At 61.7% G+C, this 20704-nt stretch carries 18 protein-coding genes and 1 pseudogene; 8 read left to right on the top strand and 11 right to left on the bottom strand.

All coding sequences use genetic code 11. From position 1 onward, the window contains the following. Positions 1 to 96 precede the first annotated feature (96 nt). From IEY14_RS24960 to IEY14_RS24950, 3 genes are all read right to left on the bottom strand, one after another. The gene (locus IEY14_RS24960; protein WP_188913455.1) at positions 97 to 363 is read right to left on the bottom strand and encodes a hypothetical protein; all 267 of its coding nucleotides are present in this window, start codon (positions 361 to 363) and stop codon (positions 97 to 99) included. Further along, positions 360 to 1013, bottom strand: a complete 654-nt coding sequence (parA, locus tag IEY14_RS24955; protein WP_188913453.1) for a ParA family partition ATPase — start codon at positions 1011 to 1013, stop codon at positions 360 to 362. The genes IEY14_RS24960 and parA overlap by 4 nt, the downstream gene beginning before the upstream one ends. Positions 1014 to 1209: 196 nt before the next feature. After that, the gene (locus IEY14_RS24950) at positions 1210 to 1431 is read right to left on the bottom strand and encodes a hypothetical protein (protein ID WP_188913451.1); all 222 of its coding nucleotides are present in this window, start codon (positions 1429 to 1431) and stop codon (positions 1210 to 1212) included. 191 nt (positions 1432 to 1622) lie between these two features. Here IEY14_RS24950 and IEY14_RS24945 point away from each other — a divergent pair, with 191 nt between their 5' ends. From IEY14_RS24945 to IEY14_RS25780, 4 genes and pseudogenes are all read left to right on the top strand, one after another. Continuing rightward, entirely contained in the window at positions 1623 to 2534 is a 912-nt protein-coding gene (locus tag IEY14_RS24945) for a rhamnan synthesis F family protein (RefSeq protein WP_188913448.1), read from the top strand. Positions 2535 to 2703: 169 nt separating this feature from the next. Next, complete coding sequence (locus IEY14_RS24940) at positions 2704 to 3459, top strand: ABC transporter permease (protein WP_188913447.1); 756 nt, start codon at positions 2704 to 2706, stop codon at positions 3457 to 3459. A 163-nt stretch (positions 3460 to 3622) separates the two neighbouring features. After that, a pseudogene (locus IEY14_RS24935) lies at positions 3623 to 4210 on the top strand (ABC transporter ATP-binding protein); the annotation flags it as partial. Between the two features lie 65 nt (positions 4211 to 4275). Then, on the top strand, positions 4276 to 5760 hold the full coding sequence (locus IEY14_RS25780) for a glycosyltransferase family 4 protein (protein ID WP_210318581.1): 1485 nt from the start codon (positions 4276 to 4278) through the stop codon (positions 5758 to 5760). Positions 5761 to 5799: 39 nt separating this feature from the next. On the opposite strand, the gene IEY14_RS24920 is transcribed toward IEY14_RS25780, so the two are convergent. The 8 genes from IEY14_RS24920 to IEY14_RS24885 are packed head-to-tail and all read right to left on the bottom strand — an operon-like array spanning position 5800 to position 12772. After that, the gene (locus IEY14_RS24920; protein ID WP_188913441.1) at positions 5800 to 6450 is read right to left on the bottom strand and encodes a PI-PLC domain-containing protein; all 651 of its coding nucleotides are present in this window, start codon (positions 6448 to 6450) and stop codon (positions 5800 to 5802) included. After that, positions 6447 to 7178 (bottom strand): glycosyltransferase family 2 protein, encoded by a 732-nt coding sequence (locus tag IEY14_RS24915; RefSeq protein WP_188913439.1) that lies wholly within the window; start codon positions 7176 to 7178, stop codon positions 6447 to 6449. Before IEY14_RS24915 ends, IEY14_RS24920 begins: the two co-directional genes overlap by 4 nt. After that, positions 7169 to 7969 (bottom strand): glycosyltransferase family protein, encoded by an 801-nt coding sequence (locus tag IEY14_RS24910; RefSeq protein WP_188913437.1) that lies wholly within the window; start codon positions 7967 to 7969, stop codon positions 7169 to 7171. The genes IEY14_RS24915 and IEY14_RS24910 overlap by 10 nt, the downstream gene beginning before the upstream one ends. Next, positions 7966 to 8742 (bottom strand): glycosyltransferase family 2 protein, encoded by a 777-nt coding sequence (locus IEY14_RS24905; RefSeq protein ID WP_188913436.1) that lies wholly within the window; start codon positions 8740 to 8742, stop codon positions 7966 to 7968. Before IEY14_RS24905 ends, IEY14_RS24910 begins: the two co-directional genes overlap by 4 nt. After that, positions 8739 to 9587 carry a class II aldolase/adducin family protein gene (locus IEY14_RS24900; RefSeq protein WP_188913434.1) on the bottom strand — a complete coding sequence of 283 codons (849 nt, stop codon included), beginning with the start codon at positions 9585 to 9587 and terminating at the stop codon, positions 8739 to 8741. Before IEY14_RS24900 ends, IEY14_RS24905 begins: the two co-directional genes overlap by 4 nt. Beyond that, positions 9577 to 11721 carry a hypothetical protein gene (locus IEY14_RS24895; protein ID WP_188913432.1) on the bottom strand — a complete coding sequence of 715 codons (2145 nt, stop codon included), beginning with the start codon at positions 11719 to 11721 and terminating at the stop codon, positions 9577 to 9579. The genes IEY14_RS24900 and IEY14_RS24895 overlap by 11 nt, the downstream gene beginning before the upstream one ends. Next, a complete protein-coding gene (locus IEY14_RS24890; RefSeq protein ID WP_188913430.1) occupies positions 11718 to 12104 on the bottom strand; it encodes a GtrA family protein in 387 nt (128 codons plus the stop codon). Before IEY14_RS24890 ends, IEY14_RS24895 begins: the two co-directional genes overlap by 4 nt. Further along, the gene (locus IEY14_RS24885) at positions 12101 to 12772 is read right to left on the bottom strand and encodes an HAD family hydrolase (protein WP_188913428.1); all 672 of its coding nucleotides are present in this window, start codon (positions 12770 to 12772) and stop codon (positions 12101 to 12103) included. The genes IEY14_RS24890 and IEY14_RS24885 overlap by 4 nt, the downstream gene beginning before the upstream one ends. A gap of 472 nt (positions 12773 to 13244) precedes the next feature. On the opposite strand from IEY14_RS24885, the gene IEY14_RS24880 reads away from it, so the two are divergent. From IEY14_RS24880 to IEY14_RS24865, 4 genes are all read left to right on the top strand, one after another. Continuing rightward, on the top strand, positions 13245 to 14498 hold the full coding sequence (locus IEY14_RS24880) for a hypothetical protein (protein ID WP_188913426.1): 1254 nt from the start codon (positions 13245 to 13247) through the stop codon (positions 14496 to 14498). 299 nt (positions 14499 to 14797) lie between these two features. Next, positions 14798 to 15772: a GDP-mannose 4,6-dehydratase gene (locus IEY14_RS24875; RefSeq protein ID WP_188913424.1), complete on the top strand. Its 975-nt coding sequence runs from the start codon at positions 14798 to 14800 to the stop codon at positions 15770 to 15772. Positions 15773 to 15834: 62 nt separating this feature from the next. Then, positions 15835 to 16764 (top strand): GDP-mannose 4,6-dehydratase, encoded by a 930-nt coding sequence (locus IEY14_RS24870; protein WP_188913422.1) that lies wholly within the window; start codon positions 15835 to 15837, stop codon positions 16762 to 16764. 103 nt (positions 16765 to 16867) lie between these two features. Continuing rightward, on the top strand, positions 16868 to 20692 hold the full coding sequence (locus tag IEY14_RS24865; protein WP_210318580.1) for a glycosyltransferase: 3825 nt from the start codon (positions 16868 to 16870) through the stop codon (positions 20690 to 20692). Positions 20693 to 20704: the final 12 nt, after the last annotated feature.

Raw genomic sequence — 20704 nt, 5'->3', positions numbered from 1 at the left:
CCACGCTTCCACGCTTCCACGCTTCCACGCTTCCACGCTTCCACGCTTCCACGCTTCCACGCTTCCACGCTTCCACGCTTCCACGCTGCAGAAGCTTCAGATGCCGGGGAACTCGCGCTCGAAGATGGCACGCAGCATATCCGCCATGCGCTCGCCGCGCTGGGCGGCCGCGACCTTGATGCGGGTATGGAGTTCGCCGTCGACATCGATGGTGAAGCGCACCATGCGGCGCGGTCTGGTCTCTTCCGGCGGGGCGACAGTGCTTGCCGGGGCCCGGCCCTCCCGCTCCGCCCCTTGCGCGATCCAGGCCTCGGCGGGGTCGGCCTTCAGGCGGACATTGTTGAAGGCGAGCTTCTTGCTCATGCCGCTTTCCTTTCTTCCCCGGCGAAGCGGCGGATCTCGGCCGCGAGCTTGCGGATCTCGCGCGCCGCATCGCCATAGCGCGCCACCTCGACGACGCTGAGACCCTGCATGGCGCTTTCCGCATAGAGGACGCGCTGCGTGACCTGCGCCTTGAGGACCGGGAAATCCGCCTCAGCGAAGGCATCGAGCACGTCGCGGCCGATCGCCGTATTTGCGATTTTACGGTTCACCGCAAAGGCGGCGATGAGGCTCGGCTTGAAATGCTGCGCCTCGCGGATGAGCTGCACCGTGTCCTCGGTCGCCCAGATGTCGAAGGGCGAGGGCTGGACCGGCATCAAGACCATGTCGCTCGCCATGATCGCGGCGCGGCCGAGCTCGCTGACGCGGGGCGCGCCGTCGACGACGACGACGTCATAATCCTTCGCCATGACGGGAAGCTCGCGGCTGATCGAGGGCTTCGCCATGCCGACGACCGGGAAGAGGGGGGCGAGCCCCTCCGCCCGGGCGCTCGACCAGCGCAGGCTCGACCCTTGCGGATCGGCATCGACGAGCAGCACCTTACGGCCCTCGTCGGCATAGGCGGAGGCCAGATTGAGGCTGAGCGTCGTCTTGCCGACGCCGCCCTTCTGGTTGAGCACCCCGATGATCATGGGACGGGACCTTCGATCGTTGGAACCGCAAAGCCGCATCGCCGCAAAGACGACGCGCCGGCTTTACGGCGATACGCCTTCCACCATGCGCCGGCGGGATAGCCTGGACCTTGTCCCGCCCGCCGCAACGCCGGCGACGCGTATCGCCGTAAATACGTGAAAACGTATCATCGTAGAAGCGTGAATGCGACCTTCCTCACCGGCGCTTCGGCAGCCCGCCCGCAAGAGCGGCGCCAAGGACCGCAATCCCGCAGGCGGCGAGACCTGCCGCGCCGCTGGATCCAAGCCCGAGGAGAAAAAGAAGGAGCGCGGCGACCAGAACCAGGGCCGCTGGCAGCCAGGGCTGGTGGCCAAGGGGAGGGCGGTGTCGCGGCGCGGGAGCCGGCTTCGGCTTCGGCTTGAACTGGTAGACGTTCATCGGATGGACGCTCGGCTGCAAAGGTCGTATCGCCGTAAAAGCGCAAAAGCGTCGCGCCGTAAATGCGGAAGGCCCGGTCGCTCGTTGCCGACCATTTACCGAAATCGGCCTCGCCGGCCCCGAGCGGACGATGGGCAAGACGGCGGATCGCGGCTATCTGCTCGGCACAGCCCGAAACAGGCCATGACCTGATGCCTCTTCAATCGGATCGTCCCGTCGCTGTTTTCGTCCACGTCCATTATCTCGACGTGTGGCAGGACATGGCCCGCCTCTTGGAAGAGCGGCTGCAGATCCCTTTCCGCCTCTTGATCACCTCCTCGCTTCCGGTGACCGAATTCGCGGAACCCCAAACGGCGTTTCTTCGCGGCATCACCGTCATTCGGGTCGAGAACCGCGGGCGCGACATCCGTCCCTTCCTGATGGCGCTTGACGAAGCGGACGATTTCGCGACCGGCCTCAAGCTCCATACCAAGCGGTCGACCCATCGCCTGCATGGGAAGGCTTGGCGCGACGGCATCCTGACATCGCTTCTTCCCGCCGCACCTGCCGCCGCAGCCCTAGCTCGCGTCTTCGATGATCATCTGGCGATCGGCCAGCTGGCGCCGCGCGGCTGCCTCCTCGGAGCCGAGGAGTGGATCGAAGGGAACCGCGCCTGGATGGAGCGCGTCGCGACGCTGCTGAATCGGCCGCTGACGCAGGCCGACTGGGGGAGGGGAGCCTTCGCGGCGGGCTCCATGTTCTGGTTTCGCCGTGACGCGATCGCCTCGCTTGCCGATCCGAGGCTGTTCGATCTGTTCGAAGAGGAAAATGGACAGACCGACGGGACGCTCGCTCATGCCATCGAACGGCTGTTCTCCATGATGGCCGCGAAGGATGGCTATCAGATCCTGTCTACGGCGTCCGTGCCATCCCTGCGACCCGGACTATCCCCTTCGGAGCTGTTCGCCCTGTCGCAGGTCGACCGCGCCGAGGTCGGCCCTTTGTTCCGCATCCGACCTGCCGCTCGCCTCGTCGCGCGCCATGCGCCTTTCCTGTTGAAGGCCTATAGCCGAATGCCCGGGGCGCTGCGTTCGCGCCTCCGCAATCTGGTGGCGCGCGACTGAGCGAGCGCGGCGGTTCGCCGCCGGTCCCGACCGATTTTGCCCCCCATCCGACATCTGCTACTAGCCAGCGACGCCGCCCGGAGACGATCCTCTGACCACGCCTTCCGTTATCGAGTACGACTCTCGAAATTACCAGCGTTCGCCCGTCCGATCGACTTTCGGCGAACTGATGCGCGGCCTGTCCCTCGTCGATATCTGGGGGACTCTGGGTTGGCTCGACGTCCGGCAGAGATACCGCAGATCGGTCATCGGGCCATTCTGGGTAACGCTCAGTCTCGCTGCCTTCGTCGTGGGCCTCGGCATCACCTATGGCACCCTCTTCGGCATGACGATGGGCGATTATCTGCCCTATCTTTGCGTCGGCACCGTCGTCTGGATGCTTCTGTCAGGCTTCATCCTCGAAGGTTGCAGCGCCTTTACCGGCGCCGAAGCGGCGATCAAGCAGATCCCCGCTCCGTTGAGCATCCATGTCTATCGGATGGTTTGGCGCCTCGTCGTCATCTTCATGCACAATGCCGTCATCATCGCGCTGGTGCTGGCTTATTTTGCGATCAATCCTGGATGGAACGGCTTCCTGGCCGTGCCGGGGCTGCTGATCGTCATCGTCAACGGCGTCGCCTTCGCCCTGTTCTTCGGCACGCTGAGCGCTCGCTTTCGCGACATACCGCCGCTAATGGCCAATCTGATCCAGACGTTGTTCTTCGTCACGCCGGTGCTCTGGCAAGTCGAACATCTGAAGGAGCGGCGGATCATCGCCGAATGGAACCCCTTCTATCACCTGATCGAAATCGTCCGAGCTCCGCTTCTCGGAGGCTCGATCAGCGGGCATTCCTGGACCTTCGCCCTGCTCTTCACGCTCGTCAACTGCGCGGTCGCCTTCGCGTTTTATGCGCGGTTCCGCTGGCGCATCCCCTATTGGATCTGATTCTTCCGTGAATTCCATTCAACTCAACGACGTCAGTGTCGAATTCCCAATTTACGGAGCCTCGTCACGGTCGCTGCGGAACCGGATCTTCAGCGGCGCGACCGGGGGCATGATCGGTTCCGATGCTCGGCACCGGACCCGCATCGAAGCGCTGCGCGACATCACCTTGACTATTCGGCATGGCGAGAGGATCGCCCTGGTCGGACATAATGGCGCCGGCAAGACGACGCTGCTTCGCGTGCTGGCGGGCATCTATCCGCCACAGTCCGGACGTCTGCGCATCGAAGGCAAGATCGCGCCGCTTTTCGACATCGGCTTCGGGATGGACCCGGACGCGACCGGCTACGACAATATCCGCCTGCGGGGTCTCTTTCTCGGCTTGTCGCGCCAGGATGTCGAGGACCGGCTCGATCAGATCGCCGAGTTCACCGAACTCGGGCAGTTTCTCGACATGCCCATCCGCACGTATTCCATGGGTATGCAGACACGGCTCTCCTTCGCGGTCTCGACGAGCATCAAGCCCGAGATCCTGTTGCTCGACGAGGGGATCGGCGCCGGCGACGCGGCCTTCCTGGAAAAGGCGCAAGCGCGCATCCGCTCCTTCGTCGATGAAGCGGGCATCCTCGTCCTGGCATCGCATAGCGAAAGTCTGCTGGCGGGCCTGTGCGAGCGCGCCATCCGGCTCGAACATGGCAAGATCATCGATGATGGACCCTTCGCGGAGGTGATGCGCCGCTATGCCGGCGCTTGAGCGCTGAAAGCGGATACGGTTCTGTCGCATCAACCGCGTGACGGGTATGCTCGCTTGATCGGCAGATGATGGTTACGCCAGCGCGGGGAAAGGCTCCGTCCTTCTTGGATATACGCGATATCGAGCCTCGGTCCGGCATGTCTGGAAAGACCCCATGCGACCCCAGTACCCTCGACCAGGACGAGGGCGGGGCCGTTGCCGCGCGCGGTACGATCCGCGTCCGAACGCGAGCCGTTCAGGCTTTGCGTCGCTTGACGCGGCAAACCCGCACGATCTGGGCGGAAGAAGGCGCAAGGCCCGCCTTGCAGGGAATGCTCGGCGAGATCGCCCATCTGACGCGCCTCAAGGCGCGCCGCGCCGTCAACCGGCTCGGCGGCGGTCTGCGGCGCTCGGCTTGGCGGATCGGCCGACGCTACCGGCGTCCGACTCCGATAATCGCCGAGGCGACGCTGCTCATCGGCTATATCGATGCGCATCTTGGCCTCGGCCAGTCGCTGCGTGATCTTGCCAAGGCCCTGGCGACGACGTCCGAGCCTTTCGCCATCTATCCCTTCGGTATCGGAGTCGAGGGACGCCGCGGCGCGCCCTACATGCCGGAGCGCTACGACAGATCGAACGCCTATGCGATCAATGTCGTCGAACTGGCCGCCAATCAGTTGCCCGCCTTATTCGCCCATCTGTCGCCCGATCGCTTCGACCGCAGCTACAACATCCTGCGAACCTATTGGGAACTCAGCCGCGTTCCCGAGGAATGGCGCGCGGCGCTCGAGCCGATCGACGAGATCTGGGCGCCGAACCGGTTCGTGGCCGAGAGCTTTCGGGCCGTCTTCGACAGGACGATCACCATCATTCCCCCTTGCGTCCAGCGACCCGACTGGACACGCAGCGACCCTCGACGCTTCCTCGACCCGCCGGAGCGCTTCCACTTCCTGTTCTCGTTCGACTACCATTCCTACCCGCAGCGCAAGAACCCGGAAGGCGTGCTGCGTGCCTTCCTCCGCGCTTTTCCCGATCCCGAAACGCCGGTCGGGCTCGTCATCAAGTCGACGGGTGCCGCCGCACATTATCCCGAAATCAAGCGGGAGCTTCACGGAGCGATGCGTCAGGACCCGCGCATCCGCATCGTCGACGGAAATATCTCGCGCGACGAGATGCTGTCCCTGATCGAAGCGTCGAATTGCTACGTCTCCCTCCATCGCTCCGAAGGCTTCGGTCTCGGAATGGCCGAGGCGATGATGCTGGGCAAGCCGGTGATCGGAACCGGCTATTCCGGCAATGCGGATTTCGTTCGCGAGGCGACCGGCTTCCCCGTCCGCTATGAGCTGCGGCCGCTGCGGAACGGCGAATACGTGCATTGGCAAGGCCAGGTCTGGGCTGAGCCGGACGAGGCCGACGCCGCAGCCGCGATGCGGCGCGTCTTCGAGGATCGGGTGGAGGCGGAACGGCGGGCAGAAGCCGGGCGCGACTTCGTGCAAGAGCATTATGGTGCCGAAAATGTCGGTCGCCTGGCGGCCGCGCGTCTGGCGGCCATTCGTAGTGGAGCGATTTGAGATCGGGAAAGGCCGAGGGCGGCTCGCCGCGGACAACGCTCAGCCCGCCCGCATCGCCTCCGCCCAGAGCTCGGGCAGTTTCGTGCAAACCATGTCCGGTCTTCCGACCGCCGGATCCTGCTCCTTGAGCTGGGCGACGAAGGCTTCGATGCGCCATTGCCAGGAGGATGGCTCTGGCACGTGATGCAGTTCGGGCGACACGACGCAGATCCGATAGTCCGCCTGCTTCAGGGCCCGGTTGTCGCTTTCCGGCAAGGGCGCGCCGGTGAAGCTGTCCGCCCAGATCCAGTCGACGCTGCGCTCCGCTTCGCGCAGGAGACGGGCGAGGTTCAGCGCCGTTTCCGCGCTCTCGTATTCCGACACGCGCACCGCGAAATTCGGAATGCCCGCCAAGGCGTGTTTGCGGATGAAGGGGAAGCTCTCGTCCAGAATGAAGAAGTCGGTGATGTCGCGTTCGGCGAGAAGGCGGAGAAGCCGGGGCTCCATTCCCTCTTCCTTCACATTGGCGATCAGGAAGCGGTGCCGATAGTGGTCGAGCCAGGTTTCCAGCTTTACCGCCTCGGTGACGAATGGGTCGTGGGTGACGAGGATCTCGTCGCCATGGTTGCGCAGATCGATCTCCACGCCCCATTCGACGCTGGTTGCGTCGAGTTCGGCCACGCTGTTGCGACGATGATGGATGAGGATCATTTCGTCAGGGCCTGCTTTGCGAGCGAGCGACGCAGTTCGAAGATATAGGCATAGGTGCGCCGGATCAGCTTGATGCGGGTGCGCCAGCTACCACCCCCTTTCGCCTCGCCATGAAGGCGGTTGGCGAAGACGACGGGCACGTCGAGAATGCGGTAGCCCTCGGCGCGCGCCCAGTAGAGCAGATAGAGGTCGAGCGAGAAGTCGTCGGGCGCTCCCACCGCCAGATGGCGCCGATAGAAGGTGCGGGAGAAGAGCTTCGGCTGAGCGTTGACATCCTCGAGCCTGGCGCGGAGCGCCGCGCTCGCGACGAGCTGCATGCCGAAGGTGAAGGCGGTTTCCAGGGCTCGCCGGTTCTGCCGTCGTCCCTTCACGACGGTCCTCTCGTCCGGCTGCGCCCGGAATGTGTCGAAGGCAACGAGGACATCCTTCGGATCGGTCTGCATGTCGGCATGCGTCCAGGCCAGGATATCGCCCGCAGCCTGGGCGAGTCCGGCCTTGATGCCATGGCCATAGCCTTTGTTGACCGGAACGCTCACGAGGCGGAGCGCCGGATCGTTCGCCGTTTCCCGGGCGATGCGTTCGCCGGTCGCGTCGCGCGAACCGTTGTCGACGAGAAGGACTTCGACGTCGTCGCGCCCGTTCAGGATCTCGCGCAGGCGGGCGACGATGAGAGGGATATTGTCCTGCTCGTTGTAGCAGGGAATGACCAGCGACAGCCTCAAAGCCATGGCTCCTTCTCGACGAAGGACGTCCAATAGGCGAGCGACTTCTCGAAGCTCTCGTAATCGGCCGGGGTCCCCCAGCAGACATAGCGGGAGATCTCGACCACCCGGACGTCGAGGCCGCGCCGGACCATGTAGCGGAAGATCTGGTCGACGTAGAATTCGTCGTTGATCCTGTCGTTCGCCGCGATCATCTCCTCGGCCGCGCGGACGAAATCATGTCCGTGCCGGAACCAGAACGTGCCGACGACCGCGTGGTCGCGCATCGGGTTGTCGCTGATCGGGACCTTGATCGAGACGTCGGTGACGCGCTCGCCCTCCGTCCGGATCCAGCCATAGGCCGAGGGCTTCGCGAGAACCGCCTCGTTGCCGCGAAAGGTGAAGATCAGCGCGTCGGCCTCGGCGGAAAGCCGCCGGAACGCTTCGGGATCGACATCCATGCCGTTGTCGCAGGCGGCAATGAGGAGGGGAGCCGACGTATCGATCGCATCCCGCGCTAGAAGGCAGGTGCTGGCCTGGCCCTCCGTCAGCCGATCGACGACCGTGAAGCTGGCGCGCGGGAAGCGGGCCCGCAGCAATTCGTCCACCCCGTCGGCCCGATGGAAATCGCGGATGACGAAATGGAGGTCGGTATCGGGCGCGTCGAAGGCGACCGGCAGGTCCTCGACAGCGGCGACCACCATTGGCACCTGGCGGGGCTGCCGCCGGCTCGAGACCGGGATCACCGGCTTGTGCAGGGCATAGCCGGCATCGACGAAACGCGATCCGGCCCCCGCCATCGGAATGAGGATATTCATGAGCGGCGCTGTCTCACCAGATCGGTCCAATAGAGATATTCGGCGAGATCCTCGGGCGTTCCCCACTGGCAGAAGTGCTCGATGCCCGTCGGCACCTGGACGCGCAGCCCGTCGGCGACGAGATGGTTATAGACCATGCTGACGTAATATTCGCCGTTGAGAGCGTCGCCGGACTCGATCAGCCGGTTGCAATAGGTCTTCAGGCGGCGGCCGCTGTCGAAGAAATAGGCTCCCGGCGAATGGAGGGCGCGCGTCTTGTCCGCCTCGAAGCTATGCTTCTCGCGGATCTCCACGAGATCGCCCCGCTCGTCCACCCGGCAGCAGGCATAGAGATTGCGCTCCGGCAAGAGATGCGGATGAAAGCCGGTATAGCAGGGCACGGCGCCGGCATAGACGCCGATATCCAGTTCGGCGAGAAAGCGCTCGTAATCCCAACGCATGTAATAGTCGCAGTAGTTGACGATGACCGGACGATCGTCGTCGATCGCATCCGCCGCGCTCATCACCGCGACCACCGGTCCGAGCTTGGCGCCGTCGATGCCGACGATCCGGCCGCGCGGCTTCAGCGTGGTCAGCACCTCGCGCATCGCCGTCTCAGCGAGATGCTCGTTCCGGCAGATGAAGAGCGGCTCTTCTTCGCCCGGAAACATGCGCAGTACCCATTCGATCATGGGATGGCCGTCGACCTTGATCAGCGGCTTGGGATCCTCGAAGCCGACGCGCGCGAAGCGCGAGCCGAGCCCCGACATGGGAATGACCAGCTGGGGTCTCATGCACGCACCATCTTCTGGCGATATTTTTCCGACTCGAGGTTCACGAGCTTGCTGCGCTCGGCCGCGCTGAGGAAATGCGGCGACAGCTTCAGGCTCGCCATGGCCGCTAGCAGAAAGCTCACCGCCTGTCGCGTCTCGATTCCCGCCTGGGACGACCGAAGCGCCGGATCGCACGTATAGACGGCCTGGTCCGGGAACAGCAGGTCCTCGTCCTCCTCGGCAATGTCGCCCGGCCAGGGAAAGGGCAGGTCGCGGCCGAAGGCATCGATTACCGTCCGGTTCACCTCCTCGTGGAGCGTCGCCGTCGCTTCCGGATCCGGCCCGGCCACGACCAGACCGTGGTTTTCGAGCAGAACGATCTGCGGGCGCGCCCCGCCCATCGTCTCGGCGACCAGACGAGTCAGCGCGATCCCGGGCGTCGCATAGCCGACCCAGAGGGCATCCGGAAGGATGTCCCGGGCCCGCGCGCGGCCTTCCTGCGAGCAGGTGAGAAGATTGGCCCAGACCGAATGCGTATGGATGACGCAAGCGCCCATGAGAGCGTGGAAGCCGGACTCGATCGAGGGGCGGCGCGTCTCGCCCGCATCCAGGACGCAGCGTCGCAGAAGCACGCCATAGGCCGTCTCGTCATGGCAGTCGACCAGGCCTTCGCGCAGCGCACCGGCGTCGAGGGGGATGAAGCCCGTCCCGGCTTCGATCGTCGCGAGGGTCACGCCGGAGGCCTTGATCGCCATCCGGCCGCGATCGTCCTTCAGCGAGGTGTTGCCTCCGCCGCCCTGGATATAGCCCGTACGAGCTCCAATCCGCCGGGACACGGCGGCGAGGGATTCAAGATCAAGCTGCATGTCGGTCGTGCCAGCCATGGAATATGCAGTATCCCAGAACGAGTTGCAGGAGACCCTCCCAGCCCGGGCGCCATTGCGGGTCGTAGACGCCGAAATCCTGTAGGCCGTCGAGGTGCTTTTCCGCCAAGGCCCTGATGTCCTCGATGTCGAGCGGTCGATCGAATTCGAGCACCTGCAGGTCGTGGTCGTCGTAATAGTGATGGAGGTTGCCCGGCACCGCCTCGTGCAGGTCGTCGACGAGCGTGTCGAAGAAATAGGCGTTCGACAGCGTGATCCGCAGCCGTTCGTCGATCGCGAGATCCGGGCGTCCGATGTCGTCCGCCGAGATCGCCTCGCGCGACAGGAAGGAGACGACGATGTCGGCGAAGCGCTCCTGCGTGACGATATACTTGCGCGAGTCGGCCATCCGCTTCTCGACGGCGGCGATGACGGCCTCCTTCGTGTAGTTGCGCTTGCGCATGTCGCGCACGACCTTGCGGTGCAGGAGCACGTCGGCATCCGGCTTCACGAAGATCTTGAGGTCGTAGAGCTCGCGGGCCGGCTTCAGATAATAGGCGTGCAAGCCCTCCAGGATCATGACGGAGCGGGGCTTGATCGGGTGGTCCTCGGTGAAGCGGCCGGTATTGTGATCGTAATGCCGCCGCCAGATCAGCCGGTTCTGCCGGATCGAGCGCAAATAGTGCAACTCGTTGTGCAGCTCGTTGGCGCGCGGATCGAGATGAGTGAACTCCACCCATCGATCGTGGCCGCGCTGCCATTTGTGCATGTCGTCGCCGCAGATGACGTCGAGATGGCGCGCACCGAACAGGGCGCGCAATCCGTCGGACAGGGTCGACTTGCCCGCGCCCGAGTCCCCGGCGATGCCGATCATGTAGGGGCGGGCAGTCAGCTTATGCTGCTGCGCCAAGCGGATACCGCGATGATAGACCACTGCGCAGCAGAGAAGCAGAACCGTCTGAAGGGCGGTGAAGCCGATATTCAACGGCAGCTGCGGATTGATGCCGAGCGTGCCGACGAGGTCGAAGAGCGTGCCCTGTCGCCCGGCGCCCCCGAACTGCCAGACCGTGACATAGTCGGATCCCGGGATGAGGGCGAAGAAGAGGAAATAGGCGGCCTGGAGCAGCATGAAGAGCGCGAGATAGGGCAGGCTCAGGCGCGCGAAGAAATAGGCGAAGAAGGGAACGATCCAGAAATACCACCCCTGCGCCGGCGCCACGAAGAGCAGGATGGAGCCGAAGCAGAAGCCGATGAAGCTCAGCAGCAGGTCGCGATTGTGGATATGGATATGGAGGGAATAGGCGATGAGTCCGGCGATCAGGGCCGGAATGATGAAGAAGGCGAGGCTGCCGCCCGCGACCGGGATCTGCGCCAAACCGACGCGCCCCTGTTCCGGGTTCAGGAAGACCATCCTCAGGAAGCCGGTGCTCGCTATGTAAGGCAGGTTCCAGAAGAGGAAGACGGCGAGGGACAGGACCAGGAACTTCGCCACGAGCTTCTTGCGCGACGTATTCTGCCACAGATAGACGAGCGCGATCGGCAGGGAGACGATGATATGCGTCTTGGTCGCCAGGGCGCAGCCGAGCAGAACGGCAGCGAGCATGTGCCGGCCCGAGATCAGGCAATAGATGCAGGCCATCAGCAGCGCGACGGGAATGGCGTCGAGCTGACCGTGGACGTAGCTGATGTAGAAGAGAAGCGGGCAGGCCCAGTAGAGGCGCAACAGCAGCGCCACGTGGGTTCTGAGCCAACGGCACAGGATGAGGAAGATGGCGATGTCGGCCGCCAGGAGCGGCAGACGATAGAGAACCAGCAAGGCGCGCGGGCCGAGATCGCCAAGCCCCACGACACGCAGCGCGAGATGCGGCAGCCCTTCGATGAACAGCATCAGCGCCGGATAGGGAAAATTCGAATGCAGCCCCATCGACCAGAAGGTCTGGTAGGGGTTGGAAAGCGGTTCCGCGACGAAGCGGCCGATGAAGGGCACGAAGAGCTGCGTAAGATAATCCGAGCCGGCAAGGCCCGACACGACCAGCTTCAGCGCGAGGACGATCCAGAAAAGCGGCGAGCGGGCGATCTGCCCGGTCCAGCCGAGGACACGTTCGCGGAACGGAAGCGGCCGCGGCGTGCCGGTCATCGACGGAACACGAGAAAGCGCGTGCCGAGGAAATTCGTGCAGGTGGTTAGCACGATCGCCGCGAGATTGGCGAGACGCGGATCGATGCCTAGAAACTCGACGAGACCGCGGATGAACAGGAGGCCGCAGACGAGGGAAATGCCGTAGACCAGCCAATAGGAGACGACGAGTCTCAGGCTCGACGGCGCCGATACGCCGAAGGTCCAGCGCTTGTTGAGGCCGTAGCCCGCCGCGACGCCCGTCAGGAAACCGATCGCCGCCGCCAGGATATAATCGGTGCCGACGAGGAGGAGCGCATAGAAGACGCCGTAATTGATCACGGTCGAGAGAGCCCCGACCACCAGAAACCGGCCGATCTCGCCGGTGAGAGCCGGGCGGATCAAGCGGCTATGTCCTTCAGCACGACGAGAGCGCCATGGATGCCGAGCGCGGCCGCTCCCTCGATGTCCTTGACGAGCTGGTCGCCGACCATCACGGCGCGCTCCGCTCGGATGTCCAGCTTGCGCAGCGCGGTCTCGAACATGGAGCGATGCGGCTTCTCGCGGCCGGTTTCCTCCGACGTCACCAGATGCTCGACCAGATCGACGAGGCCGAGCTGTCGAAGCTTCCGGATCTGCACCTCCGCCGTCATGTCCGTCACGACGGCGACGCTGAGGCCCTGGCGCCGGCAACGGGTCAGGAATTCGCGCGCCTCGGGATCGGGCCGCATGGCGGCGAGAAATGCGTTCCAATAAGCTTGGTCGAGCTCGAGCGCCGCGACATAGGGCTGGCGCAGCCCATGCGCCTCCGCCATGGCCTGGAACGCGAAGAGCCGGGACCGGCAGGCGCCCTGGCCTTCCAGCCGCGCCGTGACGGCATCACGGGCGGCACGGTAGCGCTTGGCGAAAGCGGAGGCGTCCAATCCCATACCGCATGCCTCGAAGGCGGCGTCGAGCCCGATCTGGTGGCAGCGTTCGTAGGAATAAAGCGTGTCGTCGAGATCGATCAGCAGACCGTCATAATGCTCGATGGGGATCTCGGCGAACCCCTCGTAGCGGCGGATGTCGACCATGCGGGCCTCTTGCAAGTCAGCGCCGGAGCCGCCGGCGTCGCCGATCGGGGTGGCGATCCACGATCTTGGCGCGCACGGGTTAGGCAATATCACCCTTCAGGACAAGATGCGCAGCAGCCGTAAGACAGAGATGATGCGGCGATACAACAAAGGTCGGGCGACACCTGTCAGGATTTTTCGCCGAGCCATGCTCGCCTCTTCTCCACCGATCCTCCATCGAATCCGTTGGGACTAGAAACGTCCGGCATCGATTAGGAGGCCCATTCCGACGACGCATAGGCGATCCTACAACCAGCCTTGCGGATGGTCGCGATCTGCGCAGCCGCCGATGCGACAGGCGTCAAAGCATTTATGCAACCCATGTTTCAGTGGAGAAAGTGCCACTGCGCTTTTTAAGCTATTTCACAACCGCAGATATTTAGCTAGGGACATTCCCCGATACCCAGCATCATGATTTCCTCGACGACACAGAATGCGCCATCAAGCTGCAACTTGCACATTCATCACTGCCGCGTTCTACCTCGCATTGATTTCAATAAGCGCGATTTGGTCGCTCGACGGCAACCTGAGCCAGTATGTTCGTCCGGGAGGCGCTACGGGCGCGCCAAGCAACCATATAAAGAACGGATTTCAAATTACTCTCGACAAAGACGGAGTGGGGTGGGATGGGTCGTTCTATTTTTACATCGCGGACGATCTTATTATTACTGATGATACGATAAAACACCTGGATATGCCTGCTTATCGATATCAAAGGATCGGTCTTGGTCTCGTTGCCAGGATATTATCTTGGGTTACGGCAAGCAACTGGGTCTCTCCCATCCATTTTTTGATTGCATCCTTTGCGATAATTATTGCTGGTGTTTATTTCCTTGCTCGGTTTTTTGAAGTCCGTGGTGCAAGTCCGTTCCTCACCTTGGCATGGTCGATCGGCGGCGCTCCGCTTTTCACACTCATTTTTGCTTTTACGGACGGCGCCGGCGATGCATTTCTGGCTCTAGCCATCGTAGCGCTTCTATCGAACCGCTTTGTGCTCTACCTAGTACTAAGCGCGATGGCTGCCTTATGCCGCGAAAGCCTCATACTCCTGCCGTTGGCTTGCGGAACCGTCGGATGTATCCATCAGATAGCGCAGGGCGGCGACGTATCCCACCGTTTGCTCCGTGGATTGCGTGCTGGGCTTGCGCATACCCCGCCGATTATCGTCGTCGCTGCATGGCAGATCTACATATTTGCCAGGACAGGCGCGTTTCCCTTCCAATTTACTCCGACGACACAATTTTCTTTCCCTATGCTCAGCTCCGCCCGATATTTCTGGCAAAGCATCGGGCATGAGATCGTTTCATTTTATGGAAACTCTTCAACTTGGTTTCCACCATTCTTTTCGGCAATTGGCATATTCTTATTTTCTGCTTTAAATGCGATTTTGTTGATTTCTTTGCTCGTTTGGATATCAAAATCGATAAAGACTCGAGGCAACGGAACGGACGCGGCCATTTCAGGTCTCGTGTGCTTCGGCATAGCGACTTGCGCCCTTCATTTATGCTTCGGCGACGTTATGATGTGGATCCCTGTTGGATATGTCAAAGCGTCTTCTACAGCATGCTTGATTGCAATTCTCTTGGTTGTCGCCATCCGACCTCCTTTCCTAGCTACGCTAGTTGCTGCTTCATTCGCAAACAGTATTTTCGGGGCGGCCACTATATGGTTCAGGCTATTTCCATGACTATAGATATACTATCCGGTGCAGGACGAATGAGCTTATGCGTAAGGATGCGTTGTTGGTAGTTGTCGTTCAGTTCTCGCTTCGAGAGTGATCATTCGATCCCGAAGGCATCGCGGAGAGGATGCACGATGTCGGATAGCGTTCGATTGCGGCCGGCGTAGAGAGCTGAGGAGGCCGGACGGAACGTCGAAGCTTGCCCCCCCGGCGGCAACTCTCTAGAGGCTCATCCGAAACCCTCAGAAGAAGCCGGGTACGACCGGGATCATCCTGATAGGCCTGATTAAGGGAAATCCAGCGGAATGACCAAGCGCGCGCTGATCACCGGAGTGACGGGCCAGGACGGAGCGTATCTGTCGCAGCTGTTGCTGAACAAGGGCTACGAGGTCTATGGCCTCGTGCGCCGTTCCAGCACGGCCGACGTCAACGACGTTCGCCTGCGCTGGCTCGGCATCGCCGAGAATGTCCGCTTCGTCGACGGCAATCTGCGCGACCTTTCCGGCCTCATCCGCACGCTACGGGACGTGAAGCCCGACGAGATCTACAATCTTGCGGCCCAGTCCTTCGTCAAATCCTCGTGGCAGCAGCCGATCCTGACCGGTGAGGTGACCGCTCTCGGCGTGACGAACATCCTCGAGGCCATTCGCCTGGAATGCCCGGGCACGCGGTTCTATCAGGCTTCCTCCTCCGAGATGTACGGCCTCATCCAGGAGGAGATGCAGTCGGAAACCACGCCCTTCTATCCGCGCTCGCCCTATGCCGTCGCCAAGCTCTATGGCCACTGGCTGACCGTCAACTACCGCGAGAGCTACGGCATCCACGCCTCCAGCGGCATTCTCTTCAATCACGAGTCGCCGTTGCGCGGCATCGAATTCGTCACGCGCAAGGTGACGGACGGCGTCGCGCGCATCAAGCTCGGCCTGCGCAATGAGCTGCGTCTCGGCAATATCGACGCCAAGCGTGACTGGGGTCATTCCCGCGACTATGTGGAAGCCATGTGGCTGATGATGCAGCAGGACCTGGCGGACGACTACGTGGTCGCGACCGGGCGGACCACGACGGTGCGCGACATGTGCCGCATCGCCTTCGAACATGCCGGCGTCTCGATGGACGATCATCTCGTGATCGATCCCGATCTCTTCCGCCCCGCCGAGGTCGACGTGCTTCTCGGCAATCCGGCCAAAGCGCAGGAGAAGCTCGGATGGCGCGCCACCACCACGCTGGAGGAGATGATCGTCGAGATGGTGGATGCCGACCTGAAGCGGTTGAAGCGCTAAGCCCCGATCCGTGACAGCATCGCGGGGACGGCCGAGCACCGCTCTGGCACAGAGGACGAACCATGGCGACTGAACCGCGCCGGATCGCGATCACCGGCTATGGCGGCTTCGTCGGCAGTTGGCTGAGCCGCGCGATCGAAGAGGGCGGCCGCGATGTCGCTCTCCCGATCCTCTCGCGCGGTTCCGGTGATCTGCGCGACCCTCAAGCCGTCGCCGCGGCGATAAGGGCGGCGCGTCCGGATGTCGTCGTGCATCTCGCCGCGATCGCGGCGCCCCTGCAGGCGCGAGAAAATCCACGCGAAGCCTGGGACGTCAATGTCCTTGGAACGCTCAATCTCGCCACCGCTGTGCGGGAATTGGCGCCGCAGGCGCGGTTCCTTTATATCGGCAGTTCGGAAGCCTATGGCGGAAGCTTCGCGACCCTGCCCGCGCCTCTCTCGGAAGACGCGCCTTTCGACCCGCGGAACACCTATGGCGCGACGAAGGCGGCGGCCGATCTCATGATCGGCGAGATGGCACATAATGGCCTGCGGGCGCTTCGTCTTCGGCCTTTCAACCATACCGGTCCTGGCCAAGCCGCCGACTATGTCGTCGGCTCCTTCGCGCGCCAGATCGCTCTCATCGAGAAAGGGGCTCAGCCGCCCCGGATCCAGGTGGGCAATCTCGAGGCGGAACGGGACTTTCTCGATGTCCGCGACGTCGTCCGTGCCTATCTCGCGGCCGCCGGCGACGATGTGGAGGCCGACGGTAGCGCCCTCAACATCGCGAGCGGTTGCCCGGTTCGGATCGACAGGATTCTCGGGCAGCTTCTGGATTTCGCGTCCGTGCCGATCGAAATCGAAATCGATCCCGCGCGCTACCGTCCCAACGACATTCCGATCGCATCCGGCAACCCCGAGCGCGCGCGACAGCGTCTCGGTTGGAAGTTGGAGATTGATCTGGCGACGACGCTGCGAGATACGCTGAACCATTGGCGCGGGCAGGCGGGATAGGCTGCGGCCGATACCCTGCCAGACAAACGATCGAGGCCCCATGCATTCCTATCGCGCTTTCGAGGATCGGTTCCGCGGAGCGGAGGATCTCATCCGCCGCCGCATGTCAGTCTACTTGCCGCTGACGGAGGTCGTCGATCCTCGAGCCGGTCCGGGACTTCGGGCGCTGGATATCGGCTGCGGCCGCGGCGAGTGGCTGTCTCTGTTGCGGGAAAAGGGCTGGCAGGCTTCGGGGGTCGACAGCAACGCCTCGATGGCGGAGGTCGCGCAAGCCTTGGGGATCGATGTCTCCGTCGCCGATGCAATCGAATATCTGCGCGGTTGCGCCGACGACTCGTTCAGCCTGATCACCGCGTTCCATGTCGTGGAACATCTGAAGCACAGCGCATTGACGACGTTGCTTCGAGAGGTCCAACGCGTGCTGAGCCCAGGCGGCCTCGTCATCCTGGAAACGCCTAATCCCGAAAATCTGACCGTCGCATCCTGGTCGTTCCATATGGATCCGACCCATGAGAAGCCTCTGCCTCCGGCTCTTCTTCAATTTCTCGCGGAAACTGCCGGACTGAAGGCCCCGGCGATCGTCCGCCTCAACAGTCTTCAGCGGGAAGCCGACGGTTCGTTCCCCTCTTCTCCGCTGGTGGCCATGTTCGCAAACGGGCCGGATTATGCGGTGATCGCGACCAATGGCGGCGATCAGGAGAACCCGCTGGTCGAAGCGGTGGCCTCCTTCGCGGCGCAGGCCGGGGAACCCGGCCCCGTGGACGTCACGGCGATCTTGCACTCCGCCAGGGTCTCGGAGAAGCTTTCTTCCGATGTCGCGGAGCTGTCGACCGGACTCGAGTTCCTGCACCGGCAGCAGCAGCTTGAGCTCACGGAGATGCGCGCCGAGCTTCTTTCGTTGCGACGTCGACATGACGAAACGTTGGAGCGTCAGACCAAGACGCTTGAGATGGTGGTCGGTCAGCAGGAGCAGGTCACCGCGACCCTACGCGAAATTTCCGGTCTCGCTGCCAGCCTGCACAGTGAGATCCAAGGGCGAAGATACCGCGCATCCCCGCTATCGCGACTCCTGCGGCTTTCTTTCGACGACCGGTTCTGGATCGTTCGGGGGGCGAAGGCATGGCTTCAGCTGAAGCCCGGGTCCCGTCCTCGGCGCATGATGCGGCGGGGAGTATTCCGTGTTCAAGAGATCGTTCAGTCGAATCCGTGGATCCGACCGGCTGCCCATAGAGCTCTCGCCCTGTCGCCCCGTCTGCAGAACCGCGTCTTCTCGATCCTCAGCGCTCCTCCGCCGGTGGTTCCCCGTTCGGACGAAGAGCAATTGGCATTGGAGCGGTTGACTCATGCTGCCATCGTGGCGGCACGCCTGTCGCATCACAAACCGTCCACCTCTTCAGGCAAGCCGCGCCTTGCGTTTGTTTCGCCGTTTCCTCCGGACAGAAGCGGGATCGCCGATTACAGCGCACAGCTCTTGCCGGAACTGTCAAAGTTCTACGAGATAGATCTTGTTTCTCCAACGGACGAAACATCGGCATCTGCAACCGACTCGAATATCGGCTCCCGTAGTTCCTCATGGTTTGAAGAGAATTTTTCTAGATATGATCGAATTGTGTATCAGTTCGGTAACTCGCCATTCCATTATCATATGCTAGATTTACTCCGAAAAATTCCGGGTATTGTGGCGCTGCATGATTTTTACATCGGAGACCTAATAAACTATGCCGAGCATGTCGGCGGAAAATCCAGCCTGCTTGTTCGCACATTGTACGAATCGCATGGGTTCGAGGTTGCCGCGCGCTACAACAGCGCTCCATCCCTTTTGCCCGACATCATACCAAAATATCCCCTCAACTTCCCAGTCTTAGCCCAAGCGCAAGGCGTTATCGTACATAGCGAGTTCGCGCGACGGCTTGCGGCGGATTTCTATCCGGCTCTCGATACGTCGGACTGGCATGTCATACCCTTGGTAAGAGCCTCAGAGCCGTTGTTCTCGAGGAAAGACGCCAAGGTCGATTTGGGGTTCGGTGAAGACGCCTTCATCGTCTGTAGTTTTGGTCACCTGAATTCCAGCAAGAAATGCGATGTCGTTCTCGATGCGTGGCAGGAAAGCTCCCTCTCAAGCGATCCAACATGTCATCTGATTTTTGTAGGCTCCATCGTAGATGACGAGTTCGGAACTGAAATCAATCGGAGACTTGCGTCATCCTTGGGCAACGTCCGCGCAACTGGCTATGTCAGTGCCGACGACTACCAGAAATTCCTCACTATAGCGGACATTGGCGTCCAACTCCGCGGAAGTTCTCGGGGGGAGACGTCTGCCGCAGCCTTGGATTGTCTGCAATTCGGTCTTCCAACCATCGTCAATGCGAACGGATCCATGGCGGATCTGCCTGACAGCGTTGTCTATAAACTTCCAGACGACGTGAAATCCATTGAACTCGCAGAGAAATTCGTTGAACTTCGCAATTCATATGCGGAAGCCAAAGCCGTTGGAGCGAAGGCACAGCACTATATTGAAGCAAATCATTCAGCTGAAACTGTATCACGTCGTTACCGCGACGCAATAGAACTTTGTCATGAGGGGAGTTCTGAGATAAACAATTCAACCAAGATAGTTCAGCTGCTCAAAGTTGATGACCGATCGAGAGCTAAGCCGGCGGATGCGATCGGAAGGCTGACGAAGGAACTCGGCAGAATACCAAGCCGCATTCCGCAGCATCGATTGTTCATAGACGTATCGGCGACCGCTCGCGATGACCTTCGAACGGGGATTCAGCGCGTCGTTCGTGGTTTGATGCTTGAACTTATCCGGAACCCTCCGATCGGCTATCGCGTAGAGCCCGTCTGGTTGCAGAACGGGACTGGGGCCTGGCAATATGAATATGCAAGGAATTTCACGAATTCCACTCTTGGCATCCACTGCCCGGACAGCAAAGACCACGTCGTTATTCCGCAAAAAAGCGATATACTCTTGGTCGCCGATTATTTTTGTGCGGCCGTTTCGGATGCACATCGCCAAGGTGTCTACAACGATTGGAAACGAGCTGGCGTGAGCATCCAGTTCGTCGTCTACGATATGCTTCCCGTGTTACGTCCCGATTGGTTTCCTCCTTGGGCAAGCCCAGCGCATAAGGAATGGAGCTTGGCGATTGCAGATGCCGGCGATCGATTGATCTGCATTTCCAATTCGGTCGCAGCGGAAACCCGACAATGGCTCGCCGACCACGATGCCGCGGGAATCGAGGTCGTTGGCTGGAAGCTCGGTGCCGATATGGCGGCGTCATCTCCAACTCGCGGGTTGCCCGATGACGCAGACACGATCTTATCGACGATCCAAGAGGCGCACAGCTTCTTGATGGTGGGCACCGTGGAGCCACGGAAGGGGCATCTCCAAGCCCTCGAAGCATTCGAGACACTGTGGGCGAAGGGAAGCCAGGCACGGCTCGTCATCGTCGGAACGGAAGGATGGAAGGGCATCCCCGCTCACCAATCAGGCAAGCTTCCCTTTACGCTTGAGCGTCTCAACAAGCATCCCGAATTGGGGAGACGGTTGCTGTGGCTTAAGTCCGTAAGCGATGAATTTCTCGATAAAATTTACGCAAGCTCACGGTGTCTGCTCGCGGCATCGGAGGGAGAAGGATTTGGCCTACCGCTGATCGAAGCAGCACGGCATGGAATTCCTATTCTTGCTCGTGACATTCCCGTTTTCCGGGAGGTTGCCGGTTCTCATGCGGCGTATTTCTCCGCTCATAAGGCAACGGAATTCGCTGATGCGATCGAGCACTGGATCCGCAAATACGAAATGGGCGAGTGCGTATCGCCCAGCCATATGCAGTGGGCAACCTGGGCGCAGAGCGCGGAACTGCTGAAGAAACTGATCCTGCCGCAATCGCGCGTCGACGGGGAGCGAGCCTTTGTCCAGCATTAGAAACATACTTCT

Source organism: Aureimonas endophytica (genome assembly GCF_014642635.1).
GTDB lineage: Bacteria > Pseudomonadota > Alphaproteobacteria > Rhizobiales > Rhizobiaceae > Plantimonas > Plantimonas endophytica.
This window is presented reverse-complemented; position numbering and strand designations above follow the sequence as displayed.